The organism is Actinomadura sp. WMMA1423, assembly GCF_006547145.1.
Lineage (GTDB): Bacteria > Actinomycetota > Actinomycetes > Streptosporangiales > Streptosporangiaceae > Spirillospora.
On the sequence record NZ_CP041244.1, the window covers coordinates 867733 to 893869 of the forward strand.

Below are 26137 nucleotides of genomic sequence, written 5' to 3' on the forward strand. Positions count from 1 at the left end.
AGAGATGGACAGTCGACCTATCATGTTCAGCGACATGCACGTGGCGGCGTTGCGTACCCTCCTCGTGCAGGGCCCGGCTGTCTGGGCCGAGCGGTACGAGGAGCAACTCAAGCACGAGGACGACTTCGGGTTCTCATTCCTGATGAACAGCGCACTCGCCAGGGCGGCGCACCGGAGGTTCTCGCCCACCTACTCATTGCCGCAGATCATCCGATACGTCGCCGATGTCCGACTCGGCCTTGGGGAAGGCGCGCATGAGGTGAACCCTCAGGTCGCCGAGGGACTCCTCCGCCATGCGCTCGGCGACCCAACCCTCAGCGCCCGCCCGCCGTTCGGCGCCGACCAGGCGACCATGGTGCGCGCCCAGCTCTGCCTCCTGATTGCCCTTGTCTTCGAGGAAGACCCCGATGACGCGGAGTTGGAGCAGTTTGTCGATGAATCTGCCGAGTACGCCGCTGAGTGGCTCGCGGCTTGGCGGGACACATCCCCGTTGGGGCGGATCTCGTAGGGCGACGGGCACTGGCAAAACGTGAACGGCGTCGGTCCGCTTCGTCGACGCGCCCGCAGTGGCCGCCGAACCTGCGGGCTCTGCGACCTTCCCTGATCTCCCGGACCTCGGTGGGACGGCCGGCGGGATCGCGGCGGAGCGGGATGCCCCGGCCGCGCGAGGGTCCCGCCCGTCCACCGGAGACCATCGGCGGCTCATGCCTCGTGGTCCACAAGGACACCGGGGATACGTCGATCTGGCCGCTGCCCCGACCCCGGCCTGATCACGGACCAGTTTCGGCGGGCGAAGCATGGCCAACAGGTCGACTGGGGTCCCGCCGGGGGTAGGCGAGGCTCGGCCCGGATGCCCGTCTCAGCGGTAGGCCGAGGCGCGTTGGTTGGGTTGATGCTGTCAGCGCGGTTGGGCGTCCACGACTGTCCTTGTCAGAGCAACGCCCGTTGCCGCGTGTGGGCGGTGGCCCTGCTCTTGCTCATAATGTGTTCGACGACGCGATCAAGCATGCCGAACTCTACGCGGTGGCCGGCGTTGGCGGCTCACCAAGGCGCCCGTCCAGCGCCGACGCGTGAAGACGGCGCGGTGGAGGTGCCGGAAGCCGACTCGTGCCTGAGGATGTGAGTACGGCGCAATGGGTGACGTGCCTCCCAGGCAAGGGTCCTCACGGTTCGGGCAGCCGGACGTGCATGGGAGCGGTGGACGTCGGGCCAGCGAACGCTGTCCCGACAGCGCATAGGACCTGTTCGATACACAATTGTCCCCGCGTTCGGGCTGACCGGGCGTTCATTTCTCTGCCGAGTGATGGACGCACCGTGTACACACGGTAGTGACATGGTTACGGTCCCACCTCTCGGGGGTCAGCATGGCCAGCCCGTACGTACGACGCCAGCGTCTGGCGGCCTAACTCCGCAAGCTCCGCGAGGAGCGCGGCATGATGGCGGACGAGCTAGCCAAGCGCATCCACTACTCGCGCATGAAGATCAGCCGCCTGGAGAACGCCCACGGCCGCCCCGACGTCGCCGACGTCGCCGACGTCGTCAAGATCCTTGACGCGTTGGAAGTCCCTGACGACCAATGGACGAAACTCATTCGCCTCGCAACAGTTGCCGCTGAGAGAGGCTGGTGGGATCGTTATGGCGAGGCCATGGGAGCGCGTCAGCGGCTCTACGCGGATATCGAGTCTGGGGCAGCCACCATCCGCGGCTACAGTCCCAGTTCCATCCCCGGGGTACTGCAAACCCCAGAGATGATCGCTGCCATGATCCGGCTGGCGAAGGCCGAGGGGACGTCCGACTTCGTGCCCGCCAAGATGACCCAGGCACGCCTACGTCGCCAAGAAGAAATTCTCCGCCCTGGTGGTCCGCGGTACGACTTCATCCTGGATGAGGTTGTTCTCCGCCGCATCGTCGTCCCCCAGTCGCTCTTTGCAGCACAGGTGCGCCACATCATTAGGACAGTCACGGAGGTGCCTCACCTCAACATCCAAGTCCTGCCAGTCAACTTTTGTATACAAGGGTACCCCCTCCCCACCGTCCCGTTTTTTCTCTACACCTTCCCTGACCAGGACGATCCGCCGATGACCGTTGTCGACACAGTCACAACGGACATCATCCACACCGCGCGGCAGGACGTTGAGCGGTACACACGGAGGTACGATCACCTCAGCCAAGCCGCACTCCCCCCAGAGGACAGCATCGCGATGCTGACCGACATAGCGGATCGACTGACCGAGCAGACAGGACCCCATTCATGAGGGAGAAGTACCCCCACTGGCGCAAGGCGCGTCGCAGTGAAGCAGGAGCCGAGTGCGTCGAGGTCGCCTTGGCCACGAACCAACAGACCATCGGTGTTCGCGACTCCAAGGAGCAAGGCATCGGCCCGACCCTAGAGTTCACACGTCCAGAGTGGGCAACCTTCCTTGGTGCCATCCGGTCAAATTGATAGGACGCCACAGGAATTCGTGACCCCAAGACTCACGGTATCGGCCCGGCCCTGAAGCTGATGCGCCAAGAGCGGACAGCCCTGCTCGACTCGCCCGAACGAGTTAAGCGGGCATTCCCGACCTCGGCACGGTCAGGAGGTCTTCTTCCTGAAACCGCCGCGCTTCGGCTTCTCGGGACGCCAGTTCTTGAGATCGTCGTCCGAGATCCCATACGTGCGCTGCTTGTCCTCTAGGTACATGCCGTAGGCGTCGGCTGGGCTCTGCCCGAACGCCGGGTCAACTTCGCCATGCCACTGCCGCACCCATGGCAGTACTTCGGCCAGACTGGCGAGCAACGGAGTCAAGCGAGCTGCGTCCCACCCGTCCTGAGTGGCCCGCTCCTCGATCAATGTCATGAGCGCCTGACCCTGCTCCCGATGATCCCATCCAGCCCACCCGAGAAGCATGGACGAGTCCCCGTCCGGCCCACTCCCCGGGTACGAGATGAACCGCTCCTTGGGCACATCCAACTTCCCACGGTTCCGCCAGTACGAGGTCTTGAGGAAGTCAGCCGAGGTGTACTTGGGAGGTACCGGAATGTCGAGCCGCTTACCCGTCCGGTCCTCTTCGCGCTGCTGCTCCCAGACGTCCTCCCACTGCGCCCGCTTCCGCAGGCCAGACGGGTCCTTGTAGCGCAGAACCGCTAGATGTGGCACATGCTCATCCTGCACGATCTCCGCGACCACCTTGGCCAACTCTGCGTCATCATCCGCGTACAGACGAGCAACGGACACAAAGTCTTCATCCCGCCGAAGCTGGTCAGCAAGTTGGTTCACCGTCATAGCCTGCGGCTGCTCGACACCGTACTCATCGTTCTTAAACCAGAGCGAACGCCCTTCACACCGATCCAGCAACCAGCTCCGAAGTGCAGACTTTTCCTGCTTCTCCCAAGGTTCCGTGGCCCACCGCCGCTTACACTCCGGCCGCTCGATCAGCGCAATATCTCGCCGAAGTTCGATTATTTCAATCCGCTTCTCGACGAGCTGCCGATAATTCTCTGGCCAATGTTCAGGAATCTCCGTGACCGGCGTAGATTCATGTCGATTGAACCACTCGGTCTCATACTCGCCTCGTTCTATTTTGCGAGCGAGCACAATCTCAAATGCTCGCTCGCCTAGGCGAATAGCAGGTAGCTCATCAATTGGCACGGTCAACTTCTCACCGAGAAGCTCGTAGAGCGTATAGCACTCCCAGTCGAGCTCTTCCTGCAGCGCAATCATCCGCCCCTGAAGCATTTCCCATCGATCGCGGGCCTTGTCGAGAAGTCTACGGTTTACTTGACCGTCCTCGATTACGCTTGCGGGACTTGACTGCAAGAGTTGCGCGGCAAGACTGTTGAGAGCACGGCTATATGCCAATGGCAGATTCTCGGGCAACGGGAAGTCTTGGAACTTGTTGCCAGCGAATTCGAAAAACCTCTCCCAATCCTGGGATTTGAAGCCCTCGTTTACCCCCTGCGCACCCTTATTATGACATACCTGCTTAAGCCAGAAGCAGGCTACGGAACTGTTGAGCAAGCCCAAAAGTTGAACGTATTCCTCTTCCGTAGCTTCCCTGGAGAGTTGGATCACCGGGGCATGTCGATTATGCAATCTGCAGCTAGGTAGGTATGCAAAATGATTATGAGTTTGAACGAATGGCCAAGTCAGTACAGGCCCGCCTAGCCGCGTTTTTGCAACCTGATGCCACTCCCACCAGGATCGTCCCTGATCCCGATAAGTTGATCTCCCGAAGGTCGCCCTAGCCCAAAGACGCGTCTTGTTCGGCCACATCAATTTCTTAAGCATGGGCCGCATGTCAATATCAACAAGGCGGGCTTCTTCCCGGTAAGGGAAAATGGCAACATTCTTGCTGATGGCCTGGTAGTCACGAGCGTCGTCACCTGTTATGAACGCACGCCAGCAGTCAGCCTCCACGCCTAGCCGTCGGAGAGTCTCGGGCGTGAACAGGAAGGCGTCATCAGCATTAGTCTGGCCGGTATACCCAATAGAGGCAGCGACCTTTCTAAGCCGATCGTGCGCAGCAGACTCAATATCCTTAATAAGATCAGTTGCGCCCCCGCCACCCAAAGACCATGGATGCTTGCGGAACACTTCACGAGCGACATCAGCTACGCTAACCCACTCGTTGATGAATCCCGGCTCATCGTAGCCATTAGCAATAGCTTGCCAGACGTTTCCTCTACTCGGGTCTGCTGGTTCTCGCGGCTCACCACGGATGCCCATTACAGTTCGAACCGGAGTGGTCTCCTTAGGCCAGCGACGCTGGCCTATGAGAATAACTGTGGGGGTCCCATGGCCAGGAATGAACGCACCGGAAGTGTCGATCACCAATGATAGATCTACAGTCGGCAAGAAGTCATTTACAAGTTTCCTCCCGAAATCACGCTTGGCAAACCCGTTCGATGTTATTTGTCCAACGTAGCCAGCAGGGCTTCCACCTACCTCACCCCGGACAGCTAGTTGAAAAAAGCGCTCAGCAAAAGGTACTGACAATTGATACTCCCTATAGCAACTACTATAGGCCCTATAGTTAAGGCTTTCCTGAGCATCAGAAGGGGTAATATAGGGTGGATTTCCCACCACAACATGATAACTTCCCACGCCGAGGAGATCTGCTTCTTCCACGCCCCTCTTCGGCTGGGCACTCACATAATCGTAAATGTCTTCTGTCGCATAAACGTGCGGCTCCGCCTGCGAGATCAAGTCCGCTTGTATCCCAGGCGCACCTCTCCCATGAAGCAGCGAGTCTCCGGTCGCTATAACTATCGGAAAATCAGGCGCGCCTGCAAGTGAAGAAACCTCACCTGCTCTCATCGCCGCAACGAGTAGCCGAAACCGCGCTATACCAGTCGCAAAAGGGTTCTTGTCTACTCCATGGACCGACAACAACGCTAGGCGGACATGGTCCCACTTATTCGCTCCACGCTCCGCGTTTTGCCACTTGCGGAAAATTCGATTGAATGCACCCAGCAAAAAGTGTCCAGAGCCGCAGGTGGGGTCGATAACCCTAAGACCCCTCAGTCCGAAGCTGTCGACGGCAAGTTCAAGAGTTCGGTCGAGAATAAATTCTTCCACAAACTCCGGAGTCTGCAGTAGCGCGTACTTCTCCTGAGCCTCAATAGACAGGTACTGGTACAGGTCGCCCAGGAACCGGGTGTCCCACTCGGGGTCGGTGAAGTCGTGGACGATCTCCCCGTCCTCGCTCCGCCGCCGCCAGAACGCCAGCAGCGCCTTCGCCGCGTGGTGCGGGATCTCGATCTGCCACATCGGGTTGTGCGCCCGGTCGAACAACCCCGCCGCAACCGGGGAGCGCGACATCTCTCCGAACCCCGCCAGGATCCAGTCCCGGTCAGTGTCATGCGGATGCTGCCGGATGTAGTCGGCCTGCCGTTCCTGCGCCAAGTCGAGCCGCTCCCCCGGCCCGGCCAGGAACGGCACTTCTATCAGGCCGTTGTCCTCGCAGAACCGCAGGAACACCGTGCCCAGCACCCAGGCGACCGCCGCCTGTGTCACCCGATCGTCCAACCACGACTCGTACGTCGCCGCGATCCGGCTCGCCGCACGGGCTTGCTGCCACTCCCCGTACAGGCGGGCGTGGATGTCCCCGTCGTCGGCCGCGCGCTCCCGCAAGTCGCCTTCGAGGGCGCCGACCTGCTTCTTCAGGTCGGCGAGCAGCGCCTTGCGGTCGATCATGAGGCTCTCCCGGTCGAAAGTTCGTCGTGCTGCCCGAAGGTTCCGGGCAGCACGAGGCGTTCGTTGCTGGTGTTGGTCTGGACGACCACGTCGTCCAGCAGGGGCAGGGCCTTCGGGTCCTGCATCGGGCAGAGCAGCCACAGTCCGTGCGGCGCTTCGTGCGGGTCGCGGGCCGCGTCGGCGAGGCGGGACAGGAGTTCCGGCCCACCCTTGTAGCGCGCGAGGGGTGTCGCGTCGTGCAGCAGCGGCACGCAGCCGGCCGCACGAATCACCTTCTCGACGTCCGTGAACGCTTGGGCGACGAGTTGGTGGTAGACGGGCGGGGCGGTGGCCGGGTCCGCGCCGAGCATCGTCGTCCAAGTGGGCTTGCCTCGAGCGGCGACGATTTCGCGGAGCGCCCGCATGAATTCGGTGGTCACGTTGATGGGTGTGACCTCGTCGAACACGGCGAGTGCGGCGAGCACGGCCTCTGCGTGCCTCGTGCGGGTCTTGAGGGCGAGGAAGCCGCCGCCGTCGATGCTGCCGAGGAGCCGCCCGGTGACCTGGTCGGTGTCCAGGTGGCCGGTTGCGGACGTCCCGGAGCTGCGCCCGTGGCTGTATGTGCGGGCGGCGTTGTCGAACCGCTTGTCGACGAGGCGCTTGCCGTCCTTGTTCCATTCGACCTGGTAGTCCGCCTTGCGAAGCGCCTTGAACAGCGCGGCGGGGAAACCGTCACCATCCGGCAGTGTGGTCATGCGGGGGAAGCGGGCGAGGACGCGGCGGCGCAGGTCTCGCGGCGTGATGCCGTCCCCCGCCAGGTATCCGGAGAGTTGCGCCAGCTTCAGCGCACGCACCGGGTCCAGGTCGCGCGGGTACAGCTCCAGGCGGGCGGTGACGGCCGCGTTCGTGGACGCGGCCGCTGCCAAGGCGACGAGAGCCGTATCGGGGAGCAGCGGCATCTCGGCCGGGACGATCACTTCGCGGAGCGTTCCGCGAACCGTGACGGCGCTGGGCAGCGGGTCCATCCCGGCCAGGTCGTCGGCGCGCTTGCCGAGCTCCTCGGCGTAGTCGAACAGGTCGGCGGCGCTGGGCAGGTCCGAGTCCTCGGGGGCGCGGAGGGCGACGAGGACGACCTTCCCCCCGGGGCCGGTGCGGCGTTTGGCGAGGCGCGGCTCGTCCAGGCGTTCCTCGGTCTCGATCGCGACGCGGAGGGCGGCGCCGGCGACGGCGCGGCGGGCGTCCGGGTCGGCGAGGCCGCTGCCGCGGCGGGCGAGCAGCTCGGTGGCGAGCTGGTCCGCTTCGAGGACGCGTCCCTTCTCGGCGAGGATCGCGACGACGTCCTCGCGCAGCGGCCGGATCGCGCTGTCCGCCGTCCAGCGGCGGCGGGCGACGGCGAGGGCCTGCGAGACGTCGGTGGGCTTGATGCGCTTGAGGTCGGCGATGTCCCGCTGCGGCGCCCACAGTTCCAGCGGGGCCTTGGCGCCGTCCGGGCCGGGCAGGGCGAGGACGAGCCTGATGATCTGGGTCTCCTGGGTGTCACCCTTGGGGACGAGGCGGCCGGCGATCTCGTCGAGGCTGAGGCTCTTGAACCTGTCCTTGGCGGTGGTGCCCGCGACGGAGATGTCCTCGGCGGCGGCGCGCTGGTCCTTCGCGGCGTCGGTGACCGACTCGCGCGAGTGGAACTTCGCCCGCCATCCGGTCGCCAGGTCCAGCAGCTCGTTGCGGGGGCGGGAGCCGATACCGAGACGGCTCAGCCGGTGGACGCGAGTCGCCGGGATCGCCATCAGGTCCTTGACCGTGGACACGCCCAGGCCGTCGATCGCGGCGGACAGAGCGCGCGGCGACAGCCCGGCCTCCACGAGGGGCGTCCCCGGTTCGGCGGCCTCGGCCTGGGCCTTGCGGGCCTGGATGACGTCGTCGGTGTCCTCGTCGGTGCTGCCCGGCGTGGTCGGCGGCGCGGTCTGGTCGAGGTCGAGGAACATGCCGCGCCAGGCGTCCCGCATCTGCTTGAGCGACGCGAACCGCTTATCTGCGTCGCGGTGCAGCGCCTTGCGGAAGAACGCGGCGAGCGCGTCGCGGAGGCCGGCGTCGAAGCGGTCCTCGGAGATCTGCGGGGTGGACTCGGCCTTGTCGATGAACTCGGCCTCGGCCATGCCGTCGCCCCAGGAGGGGCGTTCCGCGGCGGCCATCTCGTGGAGGGTGACGGCGATGGCGTAGCGCTCGGCGTGCTCGTCGTAGCGGGGGCGGCGGTCGATGCCGACGAACGGGTCCCGGTAGTCGGGGGTTCCGGCTTTGACGGCGGTGTCGGGGGTGCCCGCCATGGAGAAGTCGAGCATGACCAGGCGGCTGGTGTTGTTGGCGAGGCGTCGGATGGCGAGGTTCTCCGGCTTGATGTCGCGGTGCCGGACGCCTTCCTCCTCCAGGTAGTCGGCGGCGTCGAACAACTCGTCGCCGAACTTCTCCAGCTCGTCCGGGGAGAGGCGGCCCTGCCGTTTGATGTGCTCGGCGAGGGTGGCCTGCCCGGCGTATTCGAGCGCGACGACGGTGCGGCCGGCGACCTCGAACGGGCCCTCGATCAGCCCGACGATGCGGGTGCTGCGCAGCCGGGCGAGCAGCGCGGCCTCGGCGTGCAGGCGGTCGGCGGCGGCCTCGGTCAGCGCGACCTTCAGGACGCCGGTCTGCGTGCCGTCGGGCGCTTCGCGTTCGGCGAGGAACGTGCGGGACGTGGAGCCCTGGCCGAGGTTGCGCTGGACCGTCCAACCGTGGACGACTGTGCCGCGGACGGCGTCCAGGGGGTCCTGGTCGGGTTCGGCGTCGGGCGCGGTCAGTTCCTCCTCGATCATGTCGAGGTATTCCAGGAAGTCCTTCGCCGACTCGCAGCGCTTGAAGACTTCGAGCTGGGTGGCGTCCTGGATGACCTCGTCCATCAGCGGAGTGATGGACTCGTCCACCGCGGACGGGGTGAGGCAGTGCTCCTCGGTGAGGCGGCTGGCAAGGGTGCCGCGGCTGTCGGCGGGCGGCGTCCCGGTCATGATCAGGTAGCCGAGAGCGCCGAGCCCGAACACGTCGAGCGGGACGCTGTCGGCCTCGGCACGTCCGAACTCGGGCGCGAGGTACGCCTCGGCCGAGCGTTCGATATGCCCGGCGGCGGTGGCCGCGTTCCCGGCGAGGGTGGAGGTGCGTCCCTGCGCCACGCCGCCGGAACCGCCACCCGGACGGGCCGCCGCCTGCCAGTCGACGATTTTCAGGGCGGGTTCGTAGCCGGCGCCGTGGAACGCGACGTAGACGCTGCGGGCGGCGAGCGCGCGGTGGTAGAGGTGGCGGCGATGCGCATGCTCGACGGCTTCGGCGAGCTGCCGGATCATGTCCAGGCGGGTCTCGACGTCGAGGCCGTCGCCGTACTGGGCCATGTAGTGGTCGAGGCGCAGCCACTCGGGGCGGTGCGGGAACACGATCGCAGGGCCCGCGTCGTGGTCGTCGCTGAACTGCTCTGCCTTGACGATCCCCGGATGGTCGATGCCCTGGAGGACGAGGTATTCGCGGCGGGCGGCGCGGCGCGTCGACTCCTGCGCCTCGCGGGACGCGCCCAGCTCAGACAGGTAGAGGCGGATCCGCCGGTGATCGCCTTCGAGGGCGGTGTTCTCGGCGAGGTAGTCCTCCCAGGTGGGGCCGGCGTCCATCGCTTTCGGTTCCAGCCGCCACGTACCGACCGTGCGGTGCTTGCGGTAGCCCTGGATGCCGATGGCCTCCATCAGCTCGGGCATCTTGCGGGAGAACGTGGCCTCGTTGCGCGCCGGCCCGGCGGGACGTCCGGCCCCGAGAAGGTCGCCCCAGATTGCGGGCAGGCCGTTGGAGCGGTCGCGCGCGTAGACGCCGGTGGCCTGCACCTCGTCCAGTTCCGAGTTCAGCGCCGGGTCGGAAAGGAAGACCGCCGCCCGGATGTAGGGGACGGCGAGGCCGCGTGCCGGGTTGCGGCGCAGCGCCCAGATGAGCTGCTCCTTCAACTCGACGGCCTTGCGGTTGGCGAGGTGCAGCGGGTTCTCGATCGTGCTGACCCGGCCGCGGTGGTGGAACATCCAGGTGGAGCCGTTGTTGACCAGGCGGCCCTGGTGGCTCTTGATCTCCACCAGATAGAGGCCAGACGGGGTGACCATGAGCAGGTCGACCTCGCGGACGTGGCCTGACTTGGCGGTGAAGGTGAACGTCGTCCAGGCACGGTAGGGCTCGGCGGACGGCATGCGTTCACGGACGAAGTCGAGGGCGTCCTGCTCCCAGGGGAACTCTGATCGCGCTCCCTGCCAGCGGTTACCGCCCGTCGCCATGCCTGCCCATCCCCGGTGGTGTCGTGCCTGGACAGGATAGGAGTAGTCACCGACAGTCCGCATCCTGAGCGGATCACAAACGGGGAACTTTGCCACATGCGGCCCCAGGGAGCCGTTCGGCGTTTACAACGCGATGGGCGGCGCTACTCTCGCACGTAAACCGAAACCGGATCCGAGGAGTGCCGGCGCGTGCCGTTCCACACCCCCCAAGAAGGACTCAAAGACCTACTTGACAAGGTCCATGAGGGAAAGATCCAGTTGCCCGATTTCCAGCGGTCCTGGAAGTGGGACGACGAGCGGATCGTGGCGCTGCTCGGAACCGTGACCCGGCACTATCCGGTCGGCGTGTTCATGGCGCTCCAGACGGGCGGTCCTGGAACGAGGTTCAAACCGCGGCCGCTGGCCGGGGCGCCGGTCGCCGACCTCGAACCAGAAATACTGCTCATGGACGGTCAGCAGCGGCTCACCTCCCTCTACCAGGCCCTCCGCTCTGATGCCCCGGTCGAAACCATGGACGCGCGCAAGAAGAAGCTGCGGCGCTGGTACTACATCGACATCGCGAAGGCCGTCGATGACGACGTGGACCGCGAAGAGGCGATCCTCTCCGTACCCGAAGACCGCATCCTGCGAGAGGACTTCGGCAGGGGCGTGACCTACGATCTCAGCACCCCGGACAAGGAGGCGGCGGCCGGGCTGTTCCCGCTGCGGCTGGTCCTCGACCAGTCCGCGACCCAGAAGTGGATGCGCATCTACGTGGGCCTCGATGGCGCCCACTGGGACGTGTGGGACAAGTTCAACTCAAAGGTGATCCACAACGTCGCCCAGTACATGATCCCCGTCATCAGCCTTACCAAGGACACTCCGAAGGAGGCCGTCTGCACGGTCTTCGAGAAAGTGAACACCGGCGGCGTTCCCCTGACCGTCTTCGAATTGATGACCGCCTCGTATGCCGTGGACGACTTCCAACTCCATGAGGACTGGGACCGGATCTGGAGCGAACTGGACGGCGGCACAATGCTGGTCGGTGCTCGTGCCGGGTTGAGCAACACCGACTTCCTCCAGACCATCACCCTGGTGTCCACGCACTTCCGGAGGAGAGCGCGCGCAGCTTGCAAACGCAAGGACATCCTTGAGCTGCCGCTCGAGGAGTACCGGACATGGTCCCCCCGAGTGCTCGACGCCTACCACTGGACCGCACGGTTCTTGCGGCAGCAGTGCGTCTTCGACGTAGCGGACATCCCGTATATGACCCAACTGGTCGCGCTGGCCGCGATCCGGACCGTCCTCGGCAAGGAGACCGACACGGAGGACGCCCAGGAGAAGATCTCCCGCTGGTTCTGGTGCGGCGTCTTCGGCGAGCAGTACGGCGGATCGCCCGAGACCCGGCTCCCGCGCGACCTGGAGCAAGTGATCGGCTGGGTTCGTGACGGCGATGAGCCGGCCTCCGTCGGGGAGGCCATCTTCCGGGAAGCCCGGCTGGGCACCATGCGCAGCCGCAACAGCGCCGCCTACAAGGGCCTGTACGCGCTGGTCATGCAACAGGGCGCCAAGGACTGGACCTACAACCGGGAGGCGATCGACGAGGACGTCTTCCGCAACCACCAGGCCGGGATCTACCAGATCTTCTCCAAGGGCTGGTGCGACAGGCACGGCATCCCGTGGGAGAAGGCCGAGAGCATCGTCAACAAGACGGTGCTCACCCGCCGGACCGGGCAGCTCATGGGCAAGAAGTCCCCCCGGTCCTACCTGCAGACCCTGGAGACCGACACCGGACTGCCCGCGAACTGGCTGGACGACATCATCGCCACGCATCTGGTCGACCCCGCCGCACTGCGGTCCGAAGATTTCGACCTGTTCTACCAGAACCGCGCGGCAGAACTGCGGGCCCTGATCGAGAAGGCGATGGGTAAGGCGGCGATCCCGGCCGAGCAGGCTTCGGAGTCGGCGGCCGACTACGAGACCGACCCGGAGCTGGTGGCATGACTCTTCCGCCCGAACTCCAGAATGCGGCGGCCGACCCTGTCGAGCTCACGGTGGGAAGACTGCTGGCGCTGTTCGGCGAGCGCAATCGCGATCCGGGGATCGTCGCCGGGATCGACACCGCGCTGTCGGAAGCCGGGCTTCGCTGCGTCCCGTCACTGATCCACGGGAACCTGAGCTCGACGGTGACCGTGGGACCGCTTGAGGAGGCCAGGGAGGCCCCGGAACCCGGTGGAGAGGAAGAGACCCTCGCCGCCACCGCCCTGCGCATCGGAGATCTGCCGACGGCGCGCATGCCGGATGGGGCACTCGTCCATCTACTCCCGGAAGACGACCTGCCACGCGCGCGCATGCTGATGCTCGAGAATCGCTTCTCGCAACTCCCGGTGCTGTCGGGGGTCATGCTCAAGGGCGTGGTCAGCTGGCAGTCGATCGCGATGGCCCACGCCCGCGGGCAGTGTGAATCGCTGACAGACGTGACGGAGCCGGCCCGGGAGGTGAGCATCGACGCGGAACTCCTGGTCACCATTCCCGACATCATCGAGAACAACTGCGTGTTCGTACATGACGATCACAAGATCACCGGACTCGTGACGGTCGCGGATCTGAGCCTGGAGTTCGGTCGGCTCACTGGCCCTTTTCTGCGTCTCGGCGAGATCGAGCGACGGCTCCGCAAATGCGTCAACCGGATGTGCGGCACGGCAGAGGAACTTCGTGCAGCGTCTGGTAACAACAAGGCCGACTGCCCGGAGGACCTCACGATCTGGCAGATCCAGCAGGTGTTCGCCAAGCCGGACTGCTGGGCACGGCTGCCCTGGGCGCTGCACCGTGACGACTTCGTGACCAGGCTGGACGCGGTTCGTAAGATCCGCAACGAGGTGGCGCACTTCCGACCCAACCCGCTCACGGAAACCCAGTTGAAACAGGTCGATGCCTTCGCCGGTCTTCTCAAGACCTTCGTTCCGTGAAGGTGGCCCAAGTCGCCGGGCGGGGATGCGTCGGTAGATGACACGGAGCTGCCCGGCTTGTATCGGGGCATCGTCTCAGCGGAGGCGGGCGGTCAGGAGTTTTTTGCTGATCTTGCCGACCGGGGTGCGGGGGAATTCGGTGGTCGTCTCCAGGCGGTCGGGAAACTTGTAGGCGGCGAGGCCGCGGGTGCGGAGGAAGTCCTTCGTCTCGCGCAGGCCGGGGGCCTTCTCCCCCTCCCTGATGATGAGGAAGGCGCAGGTGCGCTCGCCCATGACCGGGTCCGGGACGCCGACCACGGCCGCGTCGTGGATCGCGGGGTGGGCCAGGAGGTGGTTCTCCAGCTCCTCGGCGGAGATCTTGTCGCCGCCCCGGTTGATCTGGTCCTTCTCGCGGCCCTCGACGATGAGGTGGCCGGACGGCAGTTCCCTGACGAGGTCGCCCGTGCGGTAGAAGCCGTCCGGGGTGAAGGAGCGGGCGTTGTGCTCCGGCGCGCGGTAGTAGCCGCGGAGTGTGTAGGGGCCGCGGGTCAGGAGTTCGCCCACTTCGCCGGGGGCGACCTGCTCGCCGTCCTCGTCGACCACGCGGACCTCGTCGGACGGGGACAGGGGGCGGCCCTGGGTTCGTTCGACCAGGTCCTGCGGGTCGTCCAGGCGGGTGTAGTTCAAAAGGCCCTCGGCCATGCCGAAGACCTGCTGGAGCCGGCAGCCGAGGGCGGCCGGGATCTCGGCGGCGCGTTCGGCGGCGAGCTTCGCGCCGCCCACCTGGAGGAGTTCGAGGGACGAGAGGTCCTCGTCCGACCAGGTCACCGCGTCCAGCCAGAGGAGGGCGATCGGCGGGACGACCGCGCAGACCGTGGCGCGCTCGCGTTCGATCAGGGGGAACGCCTCGTCGGGAGCGCCGGAGGGCGAGAGGACGACGGTGCCGCCCGTGGCGAAGACGCCGAGGATGCCGGGGCAGGCCAGGGCGAAGTTGTGCGCGGCGGGCAGGACGACCAGGTAGACGGTGTCGCGGCCGAGGCCGCACAGCTCGGCGCTGGCCGCCAGGTTGTAGACGTAGTCGCGGTGCGTCCTGGGGATCAGTTTCGGGAGGCCGGTGGTGCCGCCGGAGAGGAGGAAGACGCCCACATCGGACGGATCGGGGGCGGGCGCGGCCACCGGGTCGGCGTCGACGGAGGCGAGCGGCGTGAACTCCTCGGCCTCGCCTTCGACGATCACATGCTCCACGGGGAGGGTGCGGGCCAGCGCGCGGTAGTCGAAGTCGCCGTCGCGGTCGGCGCAGATGTAGGCGCGGGCCTCGGACAGCTCGCACAGGTAGCGGATCTCGCTCTCGCGGTGCGCCGGGAGCGCGAGGACGGGGGCCGCGCCAAGGCGGACGAGGGCCAGGAACACGACGACGAAGCCCGCGGTGTTCGGCAGCTGGACGACGGCGCGGTCCCCGCGGCGCAGGCCGAGGGCGAGGAGGCCCGCGGCGGTGCGGGCGGCGCGGGAGTCCAGGTCGGCGTAGGTGAGGCGGTCGTCGCCCACGACCAGGGCGAGTGCGTCTGGGTCGCCGTGCAGGACGTCGCCGAGGAGGCGGTCGGTCCAGTGGCCCTCGGCCTTGTATCGGGCTTCGAGGTCGGCCGGCCAGGGGGTGAAGCCGTCCACGGTCACCGTCCCGCGAGCTGGGCGGGGGCGCCGGGCGCGGGCTCGGCAGGGTCGGCCCCCAAGGCGACGATGCGGTTCGCAGCGTCGACGTGGACGACGCGGGGCTCGTGCCGGGCCGGGTCCTCCACGGCGGCGTAGGTAATGATGATCACTAGGTCTCCGGGCTGGACCAGGCGGGCGGCCGCGCCGTTGACGCCGATGACCCCGCTGCCCGCCTCGCCGGTGATCGCGTAAGTGACGAGCCGGGCCCCGTTGGTGATGTCCACGAGGTGGACCTGCTCGCCCTCCACGATGTCGGCCGCCGCCATCAGGTCGGCGTCGATCGTCAGCGAGCCCACGTAGTGCAGGTCCGCCTGGGTGACGGTCGCCCGGTGGATCTTCCCGTTCATCAGCGTCCGCTGCACGGCTCCTCTTTCCACGATCAAGTAAGGCTAGGCTAACCTTAGCTACCCGATCGGCAGAGGAGAACCCCGAGGATGCTCCGGCGACTGGTCATCGACGTCGGGCCGCTGCGCGACAGCAGGCCGTTCCGCGACGTGTTCGTCGCCCGCACCGTCTCGGTCTTCGGGATCGGCATGCTGGTGGTCGCCCTTCCGGTGCAGGTCTACGGCCTCACCGGGTCCACCGTGCACGTGGGAGGGGTCTCCGCGGCCGAGGGGTTCGCGCTCCTCGCCGGGTTCCTGTGGGGCGGAGTGCTGGCCGACCGGCACGACCGCCGGCGCCTGATGCTGCGGGCGCGCGCGGCGGCCGGGGCCGGGTTCGTCCTGCTGGCGCTCAACGCGTTCCTCCCCTCCCCCTCGCTGACCGCCCTCTACGCGCTGGCCGCGTGGGACGGGCTGATGACCGGCGTCAGCATCACCGCGCTGCTCGCCGCGACACCGGCGCTGGTCGCGCCGGACAAGCTCGTCGCGGCGGGCGCGCTCAACGCGCTGACCGTCCGGCTCGGGTCGATGGCCTCCCCCGCGCTCGGCGGGCTCGTGGTCTCGGCGTTCGGCGTGGGCTGGAACTACGCGGCCGCGGCGGCCGGGACGCTCGGCACGCTCGGGCTGCTGACCGGCCTGCCGCAGCTCAAGCCCGCCGCCTCGGAGCCGAACGTCAATCCGCTGAGGTCGGTCTGGGACGGGTTCCGCTTCGTCGCCTCGCACCGGGTCGTCGGCTCGCTGATGCTCCTCGGCCTGCTGTTCATGGTCGCGGGCGGCATCCCCGTCCTGATGCCGGCGTTCGCGAGCCGGAGCCTGGACGGCGGCGCCACCACGGTCGGGCTGCTGTTCGCGGCGCCGGCGTGCGGCGCCGTCCTCGCCTCCCTGACGAGCGGCTGGGCCGGGCGGGCCAGGACACCGGGCCTGGCGCTGCTCGTCGCTTCCGTCTCCGGATTCGCCGCGCTCGCCTGCCTCGGTCTGGCGCGTCACCCGGCGCTCGCCGTCGCGATCCTGTTCGTGTACGGGTTCGTCCAGTCGGTCGAGGAGATCCTCCGGTACGGGCTGATCCAGTCCCATACGCCCGACTCGCACCTCGGCCGTGTGAACGCGCTGTGGTCGGCGCAGGAGACGGGCGGCGGCGCCGTCGGAGCGCTCGGCGCCGGGGCGCTCGGCCGGTTCCTCGCCCCGGGTGCCGCCATCGTCCTGTACGGGACGGTGAGCGCCGTCCTCGCCCTCGCGCTGGCCCTCACGCTCACCGGGCTCCGGACCGCGACGCTGCGTCCGGAGCCCGAGCCCGGCTGATCCCGGCCTCATCCGAGGCGCGCGGCGAGCTGCTCCTCGGTCATGGCCTCCACCTCCAACCAGATCGCGGCTACGGCCTCCAGGCGTCCGGGCGTCTCCTCCAGTTCGGTGAACCGGCGGCAGATCCGCGCGACCGTCCGCTCGGCGAACAGGACGCGGACCGGCAGCGCCGTCGTGTCAAGCGCCTCGCGCAGCCGCGCGAGCACGGTGGTGGCGAGGACGGAGTCGCCGCCGAGGGCGAAGAAGTCGGCGTCCGCGCCGACGCGCTCCCTCCCCAGCACCTCGGCGGCGATCCGGGCCAGCACCTTCTCCAGGGACGTCTGCGGCTCGGTGTGGCCGGCGGTCGCCTCCCCTGCCTCGGCGGAGGCGAGGGCGGTGAGGGCCCTGCGGTCGACCTTGCCGTTCGCGGTGAGCGGCAGCTCGTCCACGCGCACGAGCAACTCGGGGACCATGTGCGGAGGCAGCAGGTCGCGGACGCGGGCGAGCACGGCGTCCCGGTCGGTGCCGGCGGGCGCCGCCACGGCGGCGGCGAGGCGGCCCCCGGCGAGGAGCGCGACCGCGCGCTCGACGGCGGGATGGCCGCGCAGCGCGGCCTCGACCTCGCCGAGCTCGATCCGGAACCCGCGCACCTTGACCTGGTGGTCGCGGCGGCCGAGGAACTCGATGGTCCCCTCCGGGCGGTAGCGGGCCAGGTCGCCGGTCCGGTACCAGCGCGTCCCCTCATGGACGACGAACCGGTCGGCGGTCCGTTCGGGGTCGCCGACGTAGCCGTCCGCGACGCCGGCTCCGCCGATCCACAGCTCCCCGGCGACCCAGTCGGGGCGGTCGCGGCCCAGCCCGTCCACGACCCGGCACGCGACCCCGCGCAGCGGCACCCCGTACGGGACGGCGTGCCAGTCGGCGGGCACCTCGCCCACGACCTCCTGCACCGTCGAGTGGATCGCCGTCTCCGTCGTGCCGCCGAGCGCGACGAACCGGCAGCCCGGCGCGCGCTCCTCCAGCAGCGCGGGCAGGTGCGTCCCGACCCAGTCGCCGCCGAGCAGGACGAGCCGCAGGCTCTCCGCCCGGTCCGCGCGCAGCAGCATCTCCAGGACGGACGGGACGCAGTTCAGGACGGTCACCGACCAGCGCCGGACCAGCTCGCCCCACCGGGCGGCGTCCCGCCGCTCGGCCTCGTCCGGGACGACGACCGCGCCGCCCGCGTGCCAGGCGGCGAACAGGTCGAACACCGAAAGGTCGAAGTCGAGCGCCGACACCGCGAACGTGACGTCGTCCTCCCCGATCGCGAACCGCTCGACCAGGTCCCCGATGGTGTTCATCGCCGCGCCGTGCGAGACCTCGACGCCCTTGGGCTCTCCCGTCGACCCGGAGGTGAACAGCACGTAGGCGGCCTGGTCGGGGCGCACCGCGACCGGCGCCGCCAGCGGCTCGGCCTCCGCGACGCGGCCCGGGGCGAGCGAGGCGGCGACGCCGGCGCTCGCGCGGATCCTCGCGCGCCGCGCGTCCGGCTGCTCGGAACCGATCGGGACGTAGGCGGCGCCGGCCGCCAGCACCCCGAGCGCGGCGGCGGCCTGGTCGGGGCCCTTCGGCAGCTCGATCGAGACCCGGTCGCCGGGCCGGACGCCTTCGACCGCCAATGCCGAGGCGATCCGCAGGGCGCGGGCGGCGAGCTCGCCGTAGGTCGCCGTCCCTCCGTCGCCCCAGTGCAGTGCCGGGGCATCGGGGCGGCGGGCGGCGTTCTCGAAGAACCCCTCGGTCAGGGTGCGCGGCGGCGGCGCGGGCGTGGCGTTCAACCCCTGCCTGAGGCTGAGCTGGGCGGGCGTGGCCGCGATGCCGAGAGGCGCGTCCCAGTCGGCGCCGGGCGCGCCGAGACGGGTGATCGCGCCGGAGTAGGCGTCGAACATCGACTCCGCGACGCCCTCCGGGAACGCGGGCAGGCGCACGTCCCAGTTCAGCAGGAGGCCGCCGGACACCTCGGTCACCTGCGCGTCCAGCAGCACCTGCGGGCCCTGGGAGATGATCCACCCGGGTTCGCCGAACAGCTCGCGGACGCGGTCGCCGAACAGCTCCCCGAGGTTGAGGGCGCTGGTGTAGACGACGGGGGCGAGCACCTGCTCCCCGCGCAGCCGCGAGAGGTCCCGCAGCACCTCGAGGCCCGAGTAGTCGCCGTGCGCGCCCGCCGTGTGCAGGTTCGCCTGGAGCGCACGGGCGCGCGCGACGAACGGGAGGTCCTCGGTGAGGTCGACCTCCAGCATGACGGAGCCGGTGAAGTCCCCGACGACCTTGTCGACGTCGGGGTGGACGGGCTCGCGGTGGAACAGCGGCAGGTTCAGCAGGAACCGCGGCGCCGCCGACCAGGCCCCGACCACCTCGGCGAACACGGCGGCGAGCGCCATCGCGGGGGTGACCCCTTCGGCGTGCGCGCGGGCGATGAGGCGGTCCTTGTCCTCGGGGGGCAGCCAGTGGTGCCTGCGCTCGACGCGGTTCCCCGGCTCCGGGACCACCGGCAGCTCGGGCGGCCCCGGAAGGCCTGCGAGCCGGTCCGCCCACCAGCGGCGGTCGGCGGCGCGGGCCTGCGCGCGGGGGTCGTCGGCGAGGTAGCGGGCGTAGCCGTAGCGGATCGGCGCGAGCTCCTCGCCCTCGTACAGGGCGGCGAGGTCGGCCAGCATGACGCGGTAGCTCATCGCATCGGCGGCGACCATGTCGACGTCGAGGTGCAGGCGGGCGGTGCCGCCGGGGAGGAGGCTCAGCCGGGCGTCGAAGACGCGACCGTCCTCGATGGGGAGCCGCTGCCGCGACATCTCGTCCCGGACCCGATCCAGTTCGGCGCCGGGATCGTCCATCGGGCGCAGGTCGTGGACGGTGACGAGCGGCCCGGGGCGTTCGGGCAGGATCCGCTGCGTCCCGTCGTCGCGGATGGCGGCGCGCAGCATCGGGTGCCGCCTCACCAGCGCGCCCACGGCCGACTCGAAGCGGGACGGGTCGATCGCGCGCCCGTCCAGCTCGACGTACAGGTGGGCGGCGACGGAGCCGAGATCCTGGCCCGCGTCGCGGCCGATCCAGTACGCGTGCTGCATCAGCCCCAGCGGGAAGGGCTCCCCGGGGTCGGCCGCAGCCTCATCGGACTCCGCGTCAGGCGCGGCGGGCGCCTCGACCTGGCCCTTCTCCGCGAGCAGATCCCACCATCCGGCGAGCGTCGGACGTTCGGCCAGCTCGGCGAACCGGACCTCGATGCCGCGGCGCCGGAGCTGGCCGGTGAGCTGCATGAGCCGGATCGAGTCCATGCCCAGCTCGATGAGGTTGTCGTCCGCCTCCGCGCGCTCGCCCAGCACCTCGGCCAGCGCGGCGTGGAGCTCATCCCAGGTCAGCACGGAACTCCTCTCAAATTAGGTAAGGCTAACCTAATTAGATGGACCGTCCCCGTCAACGCCGGCCGGCGGCGGCCAGCAGCCAGGCCAGGTACGCGCCGCCGAGGACGCCCGTGACGACGCCGACCGGCACCGCGACCGGCAGGTGCAGCGAGACGAGATCGGCGCTCGCCAGCAGCGCGGCGCCGGTGAGCGCGGCGGGCAGCAGCTGCGCGCCGGGGCGCCGCGTCAGCCGCCGGGCGAGCTGCGGCGCGGCGAGCGCCACGAACGGGACGGGCCCGGCCGCCGCCGTCGCCGCCGCGACGAGGCCGACCCCGGCGGCCGTCAGCAGCGCCCGGGTGCGCTGGACGGGGACGCCGAGCGCCCGCGCGGCGTCGTCGCCCAGCTCGCCCATCCCGAGCGGCCTGGCCGGCAGGAGCGCCGCGGGGGCGAGCGCGGCCAGCGCGAGCGCGAGCGGGACGGCCTGGTCCCAGTCGCGCCCGTTCAGGCTGCCGGTCAGCCAGAACGCGGCCTCGTACGCCTCGCGCAGTTCCGCGCGGGTGATGAGGTAGGAGTTGAGCGCCTCCAGCATCGCCGCCGCCGCGACGCCGATCAGCACCAGCCGCATGCCGTGCACGCCGCTCCCCCGGCGGTAGGCCGCCACGTACACCGCCAGCGCGGTCAGCACCGCGCCCGCGACCGAGCCGGCGGCGATCGCGACGGCGCCGCCGCCGAACACCAGGATCTGCAGCAGCGCGCCGGTCGCCGAGCCGGTGGTGAAGCCGATGAGGTCGGGGCTGCCGAGCGGGTTGCGGGAGATGCTCTGGAAGATCGCCCCGGCCAGGCCGAGCGCGAACCCGGCGAGCAGGCCGGTGACGGCGCGCGGCAGCCGCAGGGTCGTGACGATGAACGCGGTGGCCTGGTCGCCCTCGCCGAGCAGGACGCGCACGACGTCCGGCGGCGCGATGGGGAACTCCCCCGAGCCGACGACGAGGACGGCGGCGCAGGCCGCGACCCCCGCGAGCACACCGCACACCGCCGCCGTGCGCGGCTCCCAGCGCAGCGACACCCCTGCCGCACGGATGACTCTCACAGCTCGCGCGTCCTCCCTCTCCGGACCATCACCGCGAACAGCGGCGCCCCGAGGAACGCGGTGACGATGCCGGTCTCCAGCTCTCCGGGCGCGACGACGCGGCCGACGACGTCCGCGCCGAGCAGCAGGACGGGCGCGAGCAGCAGCGAGTACGGCAGGACGAGCCGCTGGTCCGGGCCGACCGCGGTCCGGACGATGAACGGCACCGCCAGTCCGAGGAACGTGATCGGCCCGGCCGCCGCCGTCGCGGCCCCGCACAGCAGCACCACCGCGAGCGCCGCGAGCGCCCTCGTCGCGCCGGGGCGGGAGCCGAGCGCGCGGCCCGCGTCGTCGCCCAGGCCGAGGGCGTTCAGCGGGCGGGCGAGCAGCAGCGCGAGCAGCGCCCCGGCCGCGATGAACGGCAGCACCCTCAGGAACACCGCCACGTCGCGGCCGCCGAGCGTGCCGACCTGCCAGAACCTGAAGGCCCCGAAGGTCCGCGGGGCGAACAGCATCACGCCGGCGGTCATCGCGCTGAAGACGGCGTTGACGGCGGCCCCGGCGAGCACGAGCCGCGCCGGCGAGGCGCCGCCGCGCCCCCGGGCGCCGATCATGTAGACGAGGCCGGCCGCGCCCGCCGCGCCCGCGAACGCCGCCCACACGTACACGAGCGGGTCGTCCACCCGGAACGCGCCGATCACGAGGACGACCGCGAGGGCCGCGCCGCCGTTCACGCCGAGCAGTCCCGGCTCGGCGAGCGGGTTGCGGGTGAGCGCCTGCATCACCGCACCCGCCAGACCGAGCGCGGCGCCGACGGCGACCCCGAGGAGGGTGCGGGGCAGCCTCAGCTCATGGACGATCAGCTGCGCCCTGGAGTCATCGTCCGGGGAGAGCACGCCGGGAAGCACGTCCGCGACCGGGACGTGGCCCGCGCCGATCGCGAGGCTCGCCCCGACCGTCAGCAGCAGCGCCGCCGCGAGCGGGACCGTCCACCACAGCCGCGCGCCGCGCGGCCGCCCCTGGAGGTCCGGGCTTCTGGGCGGGCGTCGCAGCGCGGGGGGCAGCACAAAGTAAGGCTAGCCTAAGCTAACTCACTCCCCCAAACACGTGGCCGCCTCCTCTGGTGCCCATCGACAATACAAGCGTATGGTATACATAGATATTGGAAATTGAACGTCTGTATTGGGGGTGGGTGAATGGCGAGGACCGGCCGGGACGGCGGCCCGGCGCCGGAGGACCTGACGGCGCGGGCCCGGATCCGGGACGCCGCGCTCCTGCAGTTCGCCGAGCACGGCACGAAGGGCGCGACCTTCCGCGGGATCGCCGAGGCCGCGGGCGTCTCGGTGGGGCTCGTCCAGCACCACTTCGGCTCGAAGGAGGAGCTGCGCGAGGCGTGCGACGCCTACGCGCTCGACACGGTCCGCGAGCTCAGCTCGACGTCCGCCGGCGAGGCGATGGGCGACCCCGGTTTCCTGGCCGCGGCCGTCCAGGCCGACCTGCCCGTCCGGCGCTACCTGGCCCGCGCGCTCGTCGACGGCTCGGCGGCGGCGTCCCGCATGTTCGACGACCTGGTCACGGTGACCGAGCGGTACATGGCGGACCCGCCGCCCGGAACCCTCCCGCCCACCACCCGCGACCCGCAGGCCTACGCCGCCGCGATCGTCGCGATGACGACGGGGATCGAGGTGCTGCACCAGCACCTCAGCCGGGTCCTCGGCGCCGACACCTTCACCCCCGAGGGGTCGCTGCGGCTGCGCCGCGCGGTCCTGGAGATCTTCGACGACCGGCTGCTCGAACGGGAGACCGTCGCGCGCGCCCACGCGGCGATGGACCGCTACGAGGCCGTCCTCAAGGGAGATGACGATGACTGACGTGGTCCGGGCCGAGGGCCTGGTCAAGACGTTCGGCAGGACGCGCGCGCTCGACGGCCTCGACCTGCGCGCGGCGCCCGGCGAGGTGCACGGGTTCCTCGGCCCGAACGGCTCCGGGAAGTCGACGACCATCCGCGTCCTGCTCGGGCTGATGCGCGCCGACTCCGGCGCCGCGAGCCTGCTCGGCGGCGACCCGTGGCGCGACGCCACCGCCCTGCACCGCCGCATCGCCTACGTCCCGGGCGACGTCACGCTGTGGCCGAACCTGTCCGGCGGCGAGGTGATCGACCTGCTCGGGCGGATGCGCGGCGGGCTCGACGGGAGCCGGCGCGACGAGCTGCTCGACCGCTTCGAGCTCGACCCGAGGAAGAAGGGCCGCGCCTACTCCAAGGGGAACCGGCAGAAGGTCGCCCTCGTCGCGGCGTTCGCGTCCGACGCGGAGCTGCTCATCCTGGACGAGCCCACCTCCGGCCTCGACCCGCTCATGGAGGAGGTCTTCCAGGAGTGCGTGCGCGACGAGAAACGCGCCGGGCGCACCGTCCTGCTGTCGAGCCACATCCTGTCGGAGGTGGAGGCGCTCTGCGACCGCGTCACCATCATCCGCAAGGGCCGGACGGTCGAGACCGGCACGCTCGACGAGCTGCGGCACCTGACCCGCACGTCCATCCGCGCCGAGCTCGCCGCCGCGCCGGACGGCGTCCCGCTGCCGGGGGCGCACGACGTCCGCATCGACGGCGCGACCATCGCGTTCGAGGTCGACACCCCCGAGCTGGACGCCGCGCTCAAGCAGCTGACCCGGATCGGCGTCCGGGCCCTGACGAGCCGGCCGCCGACGCTCGAAGAGCTGTTCCTGCGCCACTACGAGGACGACCTCGCCAGGGAGCACGCGTCATGACCGCCACGACACTGCGCGCCCCGGCGCGCGCAGCCCGCCGCGACGGCGGCCTCACCGGCACCAGCACGCTGCTGAAGGTCTGGCTGCGCCGCGACCGCGTCATGATGCCGTCCTGGATCTACCTGCTGACCGCGCTCGTCGCGAGCACCGTCTACAGCTTCAAGCACGAGTACGCCACGGCGGCGGCGCGCGAGAGCTTCGCGCGCGGCATCGGCGCCAACCCCTCCACGCGGGTGCTCTACGGGCCGGTGCTCGACGACGGCAGCGTCGCGGGGCTCAGCGCGTGGCGGGTCGGCGCGACCGGCGCCGCGCTCACCGCGGTCATGTGCGTCCTGCTCGTCGTGCGGCACACGCGCGCCGAGGAGGAGGCGGGCCGGCTGGAGCTCGTCGGCGCCGCCGCAGTCGGGCGCCGCGCGCCGCTCACCGCGGCCCTGCTGACCGCCGTGACCGCCGCCGGCACCCTGGCGGCCGCGGCCGCGCTCGTCATGGTCCTGTTCGGGATGCCGGCGGCCGGTTCGGTCGCGTTCGGCCTGTCCTGGTTCGGCGCCGGGCTGGTGTTCGCCGGTGTCGCGGCGCTCACCGCCCAGCTCGCCGAGACCTCCCGCCTGGCCAACGGCCTGGCGTTCGCCGTCCTCGGCGCCGCCTACCTGCTGCGCGGCGCGGCCGACGCGGGCTCGGCGCACTGGCTGTCGTGGCTGTCGCCGATCGGCTGGGCGCAGCGCCTGCGCCCGTGCGCGGACGAGCAGTGGGCCGTCCTGCTGCTCCCCCTGCTGGCGTCCGCGCTGCTGGTCACCGCCGCCTACCTGCTGACCGAGCGGCGCGACCTCGGCGCCGGGATCCTCGCCCCCGCGCTCGGCCCCGCGCACGCCCCGCCGTCCCTGCGCGGCCCGCTCGCCCTGTGGTGGCGGCTGCAGCGCGGAACCCTGCTCGGCTGGACCGCCGGAGTCCTCGTGTACGGGCTGGCGATCGGCGGCGTCGCGGACGGCGTCGGCGACCTGGTCAACGGCAGCGACGCCGTCCTGGACGACATCCGCAAGATGGGCGGCCAGCAGGACATCGCGGACGCGTTCCTCGCCACGGCCATGGGACTCATGGCGCTGTTCACCGCCGCTTTCGCGGTGCAGAGCGTGCTGCGGCTGCGCGCCGAGGAGACCGCCGGGCGCCTGGAGCCCGTCCTCGCGACCGCCGTCGGCCGCACCCGCTGGGCCGTCTCCGGGCTGGCCACCACCGTCGCGGGGACGGTCGCCATGCTCGCGGCCACCGGGCTGGCGGTGGGCCTGGTCCACGGCGCCCGGTCAGGCGACCTGGCGGGCCAGCTCCCCCGCCAGCTCGGCGCGGCGCTCGCCCAGCTCCCGGCGGTCTGGGTCGTCGCCGCCGCCGCGATGCTGCTGTTCGGGGCGCTTCCCCGCGCGGCCTCCGCGGCGTGGGGCGTCCTCGCCGTGTTCCTGCTCCTCGGGCAGGTGGGGCCGCTGCTCGGCCTCCCGCAGGCGGTCATGGACCTGTCCCCCTTCACCCATACTCCGAAGCTGCCCGGCGGGGACGCCGACCCGCTGCCCCTGGCCGGGCTCACCGCGGCGGCGTCCGCCCTGGCCGCGGCCGGACTGGCCGCCTTCCGCCGCCGCGACGCCACCTGATCCGGCGGTCCCCGGGCGGGCGCCGGCGGGCCCGCCCGGAAACCCGGCATGACCTCGCCTTTCATGGGTACTCCGCAGTCTTGCGACTACGGAAGGTGATCTAGATGTCCCTCGGACCCGGCGATCCGCCGGAAAGAACCCCCGTCGATCCGTTGCGGGTCCACAGCGCCGTCCGCGGCCCGTGCCTGCTGGTGGAGGCGGAGGGGGAGCTCACGATCCTGACGTCCGACGAACTGCGCGAGCACGTCCTCGCCGACATGCGGGCCATGAGCGGGCCGCCGCTGGTGGTCCTGGACGTCGGCGAGGTGAGCTTCTGCGACTCCTCGGGACTGAACGCGATGATCACACTGTGGAAGGCCGCGCACGGATCCGGGGGCGAGCTGGTGCTGGCCCGTCCGGAGCGCCGGTTCCGCACGATCATCGAACGCAGCGGCCTGGACCGGCACCTCATCGCCCACCGGACGCCCGAGGAGGCCCTGGCCGCCCTGTCCACCCGCTGAACCGCCGTACCCGCCGCGCACCGCGC

General features: G+C 69.8%; 17 protein-coding genes and 1 pseudogene. 11 read left to right on the forward strand and 7 right to left on the reverse strand.

Going from position 1 to position 26137, the window contains the following annotated elements:
• Nucleotides 1-22: 22 nt before the first annotated feature.
• The 4 genes and pseudogenes from FKD65_RS04465 (at nt 23) to FKD65_RS04475 (ending at nt 2443) form a co-directional block, all read left to right on the forward strand.
• Entirely contained in the window at nt 23-508 is a 486-nt protein-coding gene (locus FKD65_RS04465; RefSeq protein WP_141576278.1) for a hypothetical protein, read from the forward strand.
• Between the two features lie 910 nt (nt 509-1418).
• A pseudogene (locus FKD65_RS46180) lies at nt 1419-1568 on the forward strand (helix-turn-helix domain-containing protein); the annotation flags it as partial.
• Nucleotides 1569-1646: 78 nt separating this feature from the next.
• On the forward strand, nt 1647-2255 hold the full coding sequence (locus FKD65_RS04470) for a DUF5753 domain-containing protein (RefSeq protein ID WP_302931613.1): 609 nt from the start codon (nt 1647-1649) through the stop codon (nt 2253-2255).
• Complete coding sequence (locus FKD65_RS04475) at nt 2252-2443, forward strand: DUF397 domain-containing protein (protein ID WP_141576279.1); 192 nt, start codon at nt 2252-2254, stop codon at nt 2441-2443. Before FKD65_RS04470 ends, FKD65_RS04475 begins: the two co-directional genes overlap by 4 nt.
• 132 nt (nt 2444-2575) lie before the next feature.
• Here the strand turns inward: FKD65_RS04475 and pglX are convergent, their stop codons facing one another.
• Both pglX and pglW read right to left on the reverse strand, forming a co-directional pair.
• A complete protein-coding gene (gene pglX / locus FKD65_RS04480) occupies nt 2576-6178 on the reverse strand; it encodes a BREX-2 system adenine-specific DNA-methyltransferase PglX (protein ID WP_141576280.1) in 3603 nt (1200 codons plus the stop codon).
• On the reverse strand, nt 6175-10479 hold the full coding sequence (pglW, locus tag FKD65_RS04485; protein WP_168220948.1) for a BREX system serine/threonine kinase PglW: 4305 nt from the start codon (nt 10477-10479) through the stop codon (nt 6175-6177). The genes pglX and pglW overlap by 4 nt, the downstream gene beginning before the upstream one ends.
• 189 nt (nt 10480-10668) lie before the next feature.
• Here pglW and FKD65_RS04490 point away from each other — a divergent pair, with 189 nt between their 5' ends.
• Together FKD65_RS04490 and FKD65_RS04495 are read left to right on the forward strand one after the other, a co-directional pair.
• Nucleotides 10669-12462, forward strand: coding sequence for a DUF262 domain-containing protein (locus FKD65_RS04490; RefSeq protein ID WP_141576282.1), 1794 nt, complete (start codon nt 10669-10671; stop codon nt 12460-12462).
• Nucleotides 12459-13427, forward strand: coding sequence for a CBS domain-containing protein (locus FKD65_RS04495; RefSeq protein WP_141576283.1), 969 nt, complete (start codon nt 12459-12461; stop codon nt 13425-13427). The genes FKD65_RS04490 and FKD65_RS04495 overlap by 4 nt, the downstream gene beginning before the upstream one ends.
• Nucleotides 13428-13502: 75 nt before the next feature.
• Here FKD65_RS04495 and FKD65_RS04500 read toward each other — a convergent pair whose 3' ends face one another.
• Together FKD65_RS04500 and panD are read right to left on the reverse strand one after the other, a co-directional pair.
• Nucleotides 13503-15071, reverse strand: coding sequence for a (2,3-dihydroxybenzoyl)adenylate synthase (locus FKD65_RS04500; protein ID WP_141576284.1), 1569 nt, complete (start codon nt 15069-15071; stop codon nt 13503-13505).
• A 2-nt stretch (nt 15072-15073) separates the two neighbouring features.
• Complete coding sequence (gene panD, locus FKD65_RS04505; RefSeq protein ID WP_141586355.1) at nt 15074-15475, reverse strand: aspartate 1-decarboxylase; 402 nt, start codon at nt 15473-15475, stop codon at nt 15074-15076.
• A gap of 72 nt (nt 15476-15547) precedes the next feature.
• Here panD and entS point away from each other — a divergent pair, with 72 nt between their 5' ends.
• Nucleotides 15548-16792, forward strand: a complete 1245-nt coding sequence (entS, locus tag FKD65_RS04510; protein ID WP_141576285.1) for an enterobactin transporter EntS — start codon at nt 15548-15550, stop codon at nt 16790-16792.
• A gap of 8 nt (nt 16793-16800) precedes the next feature.
• On the opposite strand, the gene FKD65_RS04515 is transcribed toward entS, so the two are convergent.
• Genes FKD65_RS04515 through FKD65_RS04525 form a run of 3 tightly spaced genes read right to left on the reverse strand, consistent with a single transcriptional unit; the run spans nt 16801 to nt 22278 of the window.
• The gene (locus FKD65_RS04515; protein WP_141576286.1) at nt 16801-20163 is read right to left on the reverse strand and encodes a non-ribosomal peptide synthetase; all 3363 of its coding nucleotides are present in this window, start codon (nt 20161-20163) and stop codon (nt 16801-16803) included.
• A 52-nt stretch (nt 20164-20215) separates the two neighbouring features.
• Nucleotides 20216-21232 carry an iron chelate uptake ABC transporter family permease subunit gene (locus tag FKD65_RS04520; protein WP_141576287.1) on the reverse strand — a complete coding sequence of 339 codons (1017 nt, stop codon included), beginning with the start codon at nt 21230-21232 and terminating at the stop codon, nt 20216-20218.
• On the reverse strand, nt 21229-22278 hold the full coding sequence (locus FKD65_RS04525) for an iron ABC transporter permease (RefSeq protein ID WP_141576288.1): 1050 nt from the start codon (nt 22276-22278) through the stop codon (nt 21229-21231). The genes FKD65_RS04520 and FKD65_RS04525 overlap by 4 nt, the downstream gene beginning before the upstream one ends.
• A gap of 129 nt (nt 22279-22407) precedes the next feature.
• Here FKD65_RS04525 and FKD65_RS46185 point away from each other — a divergent pair, with 129 nt between their 5' ends.
• From FKD65_RS46185 to FKD65_RS04545, 4 genes are all read left to right on the forward strand, one after another.
• Nucleotides 22408-23082, forward strand: a complete 675-nt coding sequence (locus tag FKD65_RS46185; protein WP_141576289.1) for a TetR/AcrR family transcriptional regulator — start codon at nt 22408-22410, stop codon at nt 23080-23082.
• Nucleotides 23075-23977, forward strand: a complete 903-nt coding sequence (locus FKD65_RS04535; RefSeq protein WP_141576290.1) for an ABC transporter ATP-binding protein — start codon at nt 23075-23077, stop codon at nt 23975-23977. The genes FKD65_RS46185 and FKD65_RS04535 overlap by 8 nt, the downstream gene beginning before the upstream one ends.
• Entirely contained in the window at nt 23974-25611 is a 1638-nt protein-coding gene (locus tag FKD65_RS04540) for an ABC transporter permease (RefSeq protein ID WP_141576291.1), read from the forward strand. Before FKD65_RS04535 ends, FKD65_RS04540 begins: the two co-directional genes overlap by 4 nt.
• Nucleotides 25612-25715: 104 nt before the next feature.
• Nucleotides 25716-26111: an STAS domain-containing protein gene (locus FKD65_RS04545; protein ID WP_141576292.1), complete on the forward strand. Its 396-nt coding sequence runs from the start codon at nt 25716-25718 to the stop codon at nt 26109-26111.
• The last annotated feature ends 26 nt before the right edge of the window (nt 26112-26137 follow it).

Excerpts from the sequence above, each read along its gene's own strand:
- entS (WP_141576285.1), top strand. The coding sequence starts at position 15,548 with ATGCTCCGGCGACTGGTCATCGACGTCGGGCCGCTGCGCGACAGCAGG.
- FKD65_RS46185 (WP_141576289.1), top strand. The coding sequence starts at position 22,408 with ATGGCGAGGACCGGCCGGGACGGCGGCCCGGCGCCGGAGGACCTGACG.
- pglX (WP_141576280.1), bottom strand. The coding sequence starts at position 6,178 with ATGATCGACCGCAAGGCGCTGCTCGCCGACCTGAAGAAGCAGGTCGGC.
- FKD65_RS04540 (WP_141576291.1), top strand. The coding sequence starts at position 23,974 with ATGACCGCCACGACACTGCGCGCCCCGGCGCGCGCAGCCCGCCGCGAC.
- FKD65_RS04535 (WP_141576290.1), top strand. The coding sequence starts at position 23,075 with ATGACTGACGTGGTCCGGGCCGAGGGCCTGGTCAAGACGTTCGGCAGG.
- pglW (WP_168220948.1), bottom strand. The coding sequence starts at position 10,479 with ATGGCGACGGGCGGTAACCGCTGGCAGGGAGCGCGATCAGAGTTCCCC.
- FKD65_RS04495 (WP_141576283.1), top strand. The coding sequence starts at position 12,459 with ATGACTCTTCCGCCCGAACTCCAGAATGCGGCGGCCGACCCTGTCGAG.
- FKD65_RS04475 (WP_141576279.1), top strand. The coding sequence starts at position 2,252 with ATGAGGGAGAAGTACCCCCACTGGCGCAAGGCGCGTCGCAGTGAAGCA.
- FKD65_RS04465 (WP_141576278.1), top strand. The coding sequence starts at position 23 with ATGTTCAGCGACATGCACGTGGCGGCGTTGCGTACCCTCCTCGTGCAG.
- FKD65_RS04470 (WP_302931613.1), top strand. The coding sequence starts at position 1,647 with ATGGGAGCGCGTCAGCGGCTCTACGCGGATATCGAGTCTGGGGCAGCC.
- FKD65_RS04545 (WP_141576292.1), top strand. The coding sequence starts at position 25,716 with ATGTCCCTCGGACCCGGCGATCCGCCGGAAAGAACCCCCGTCGATCCG.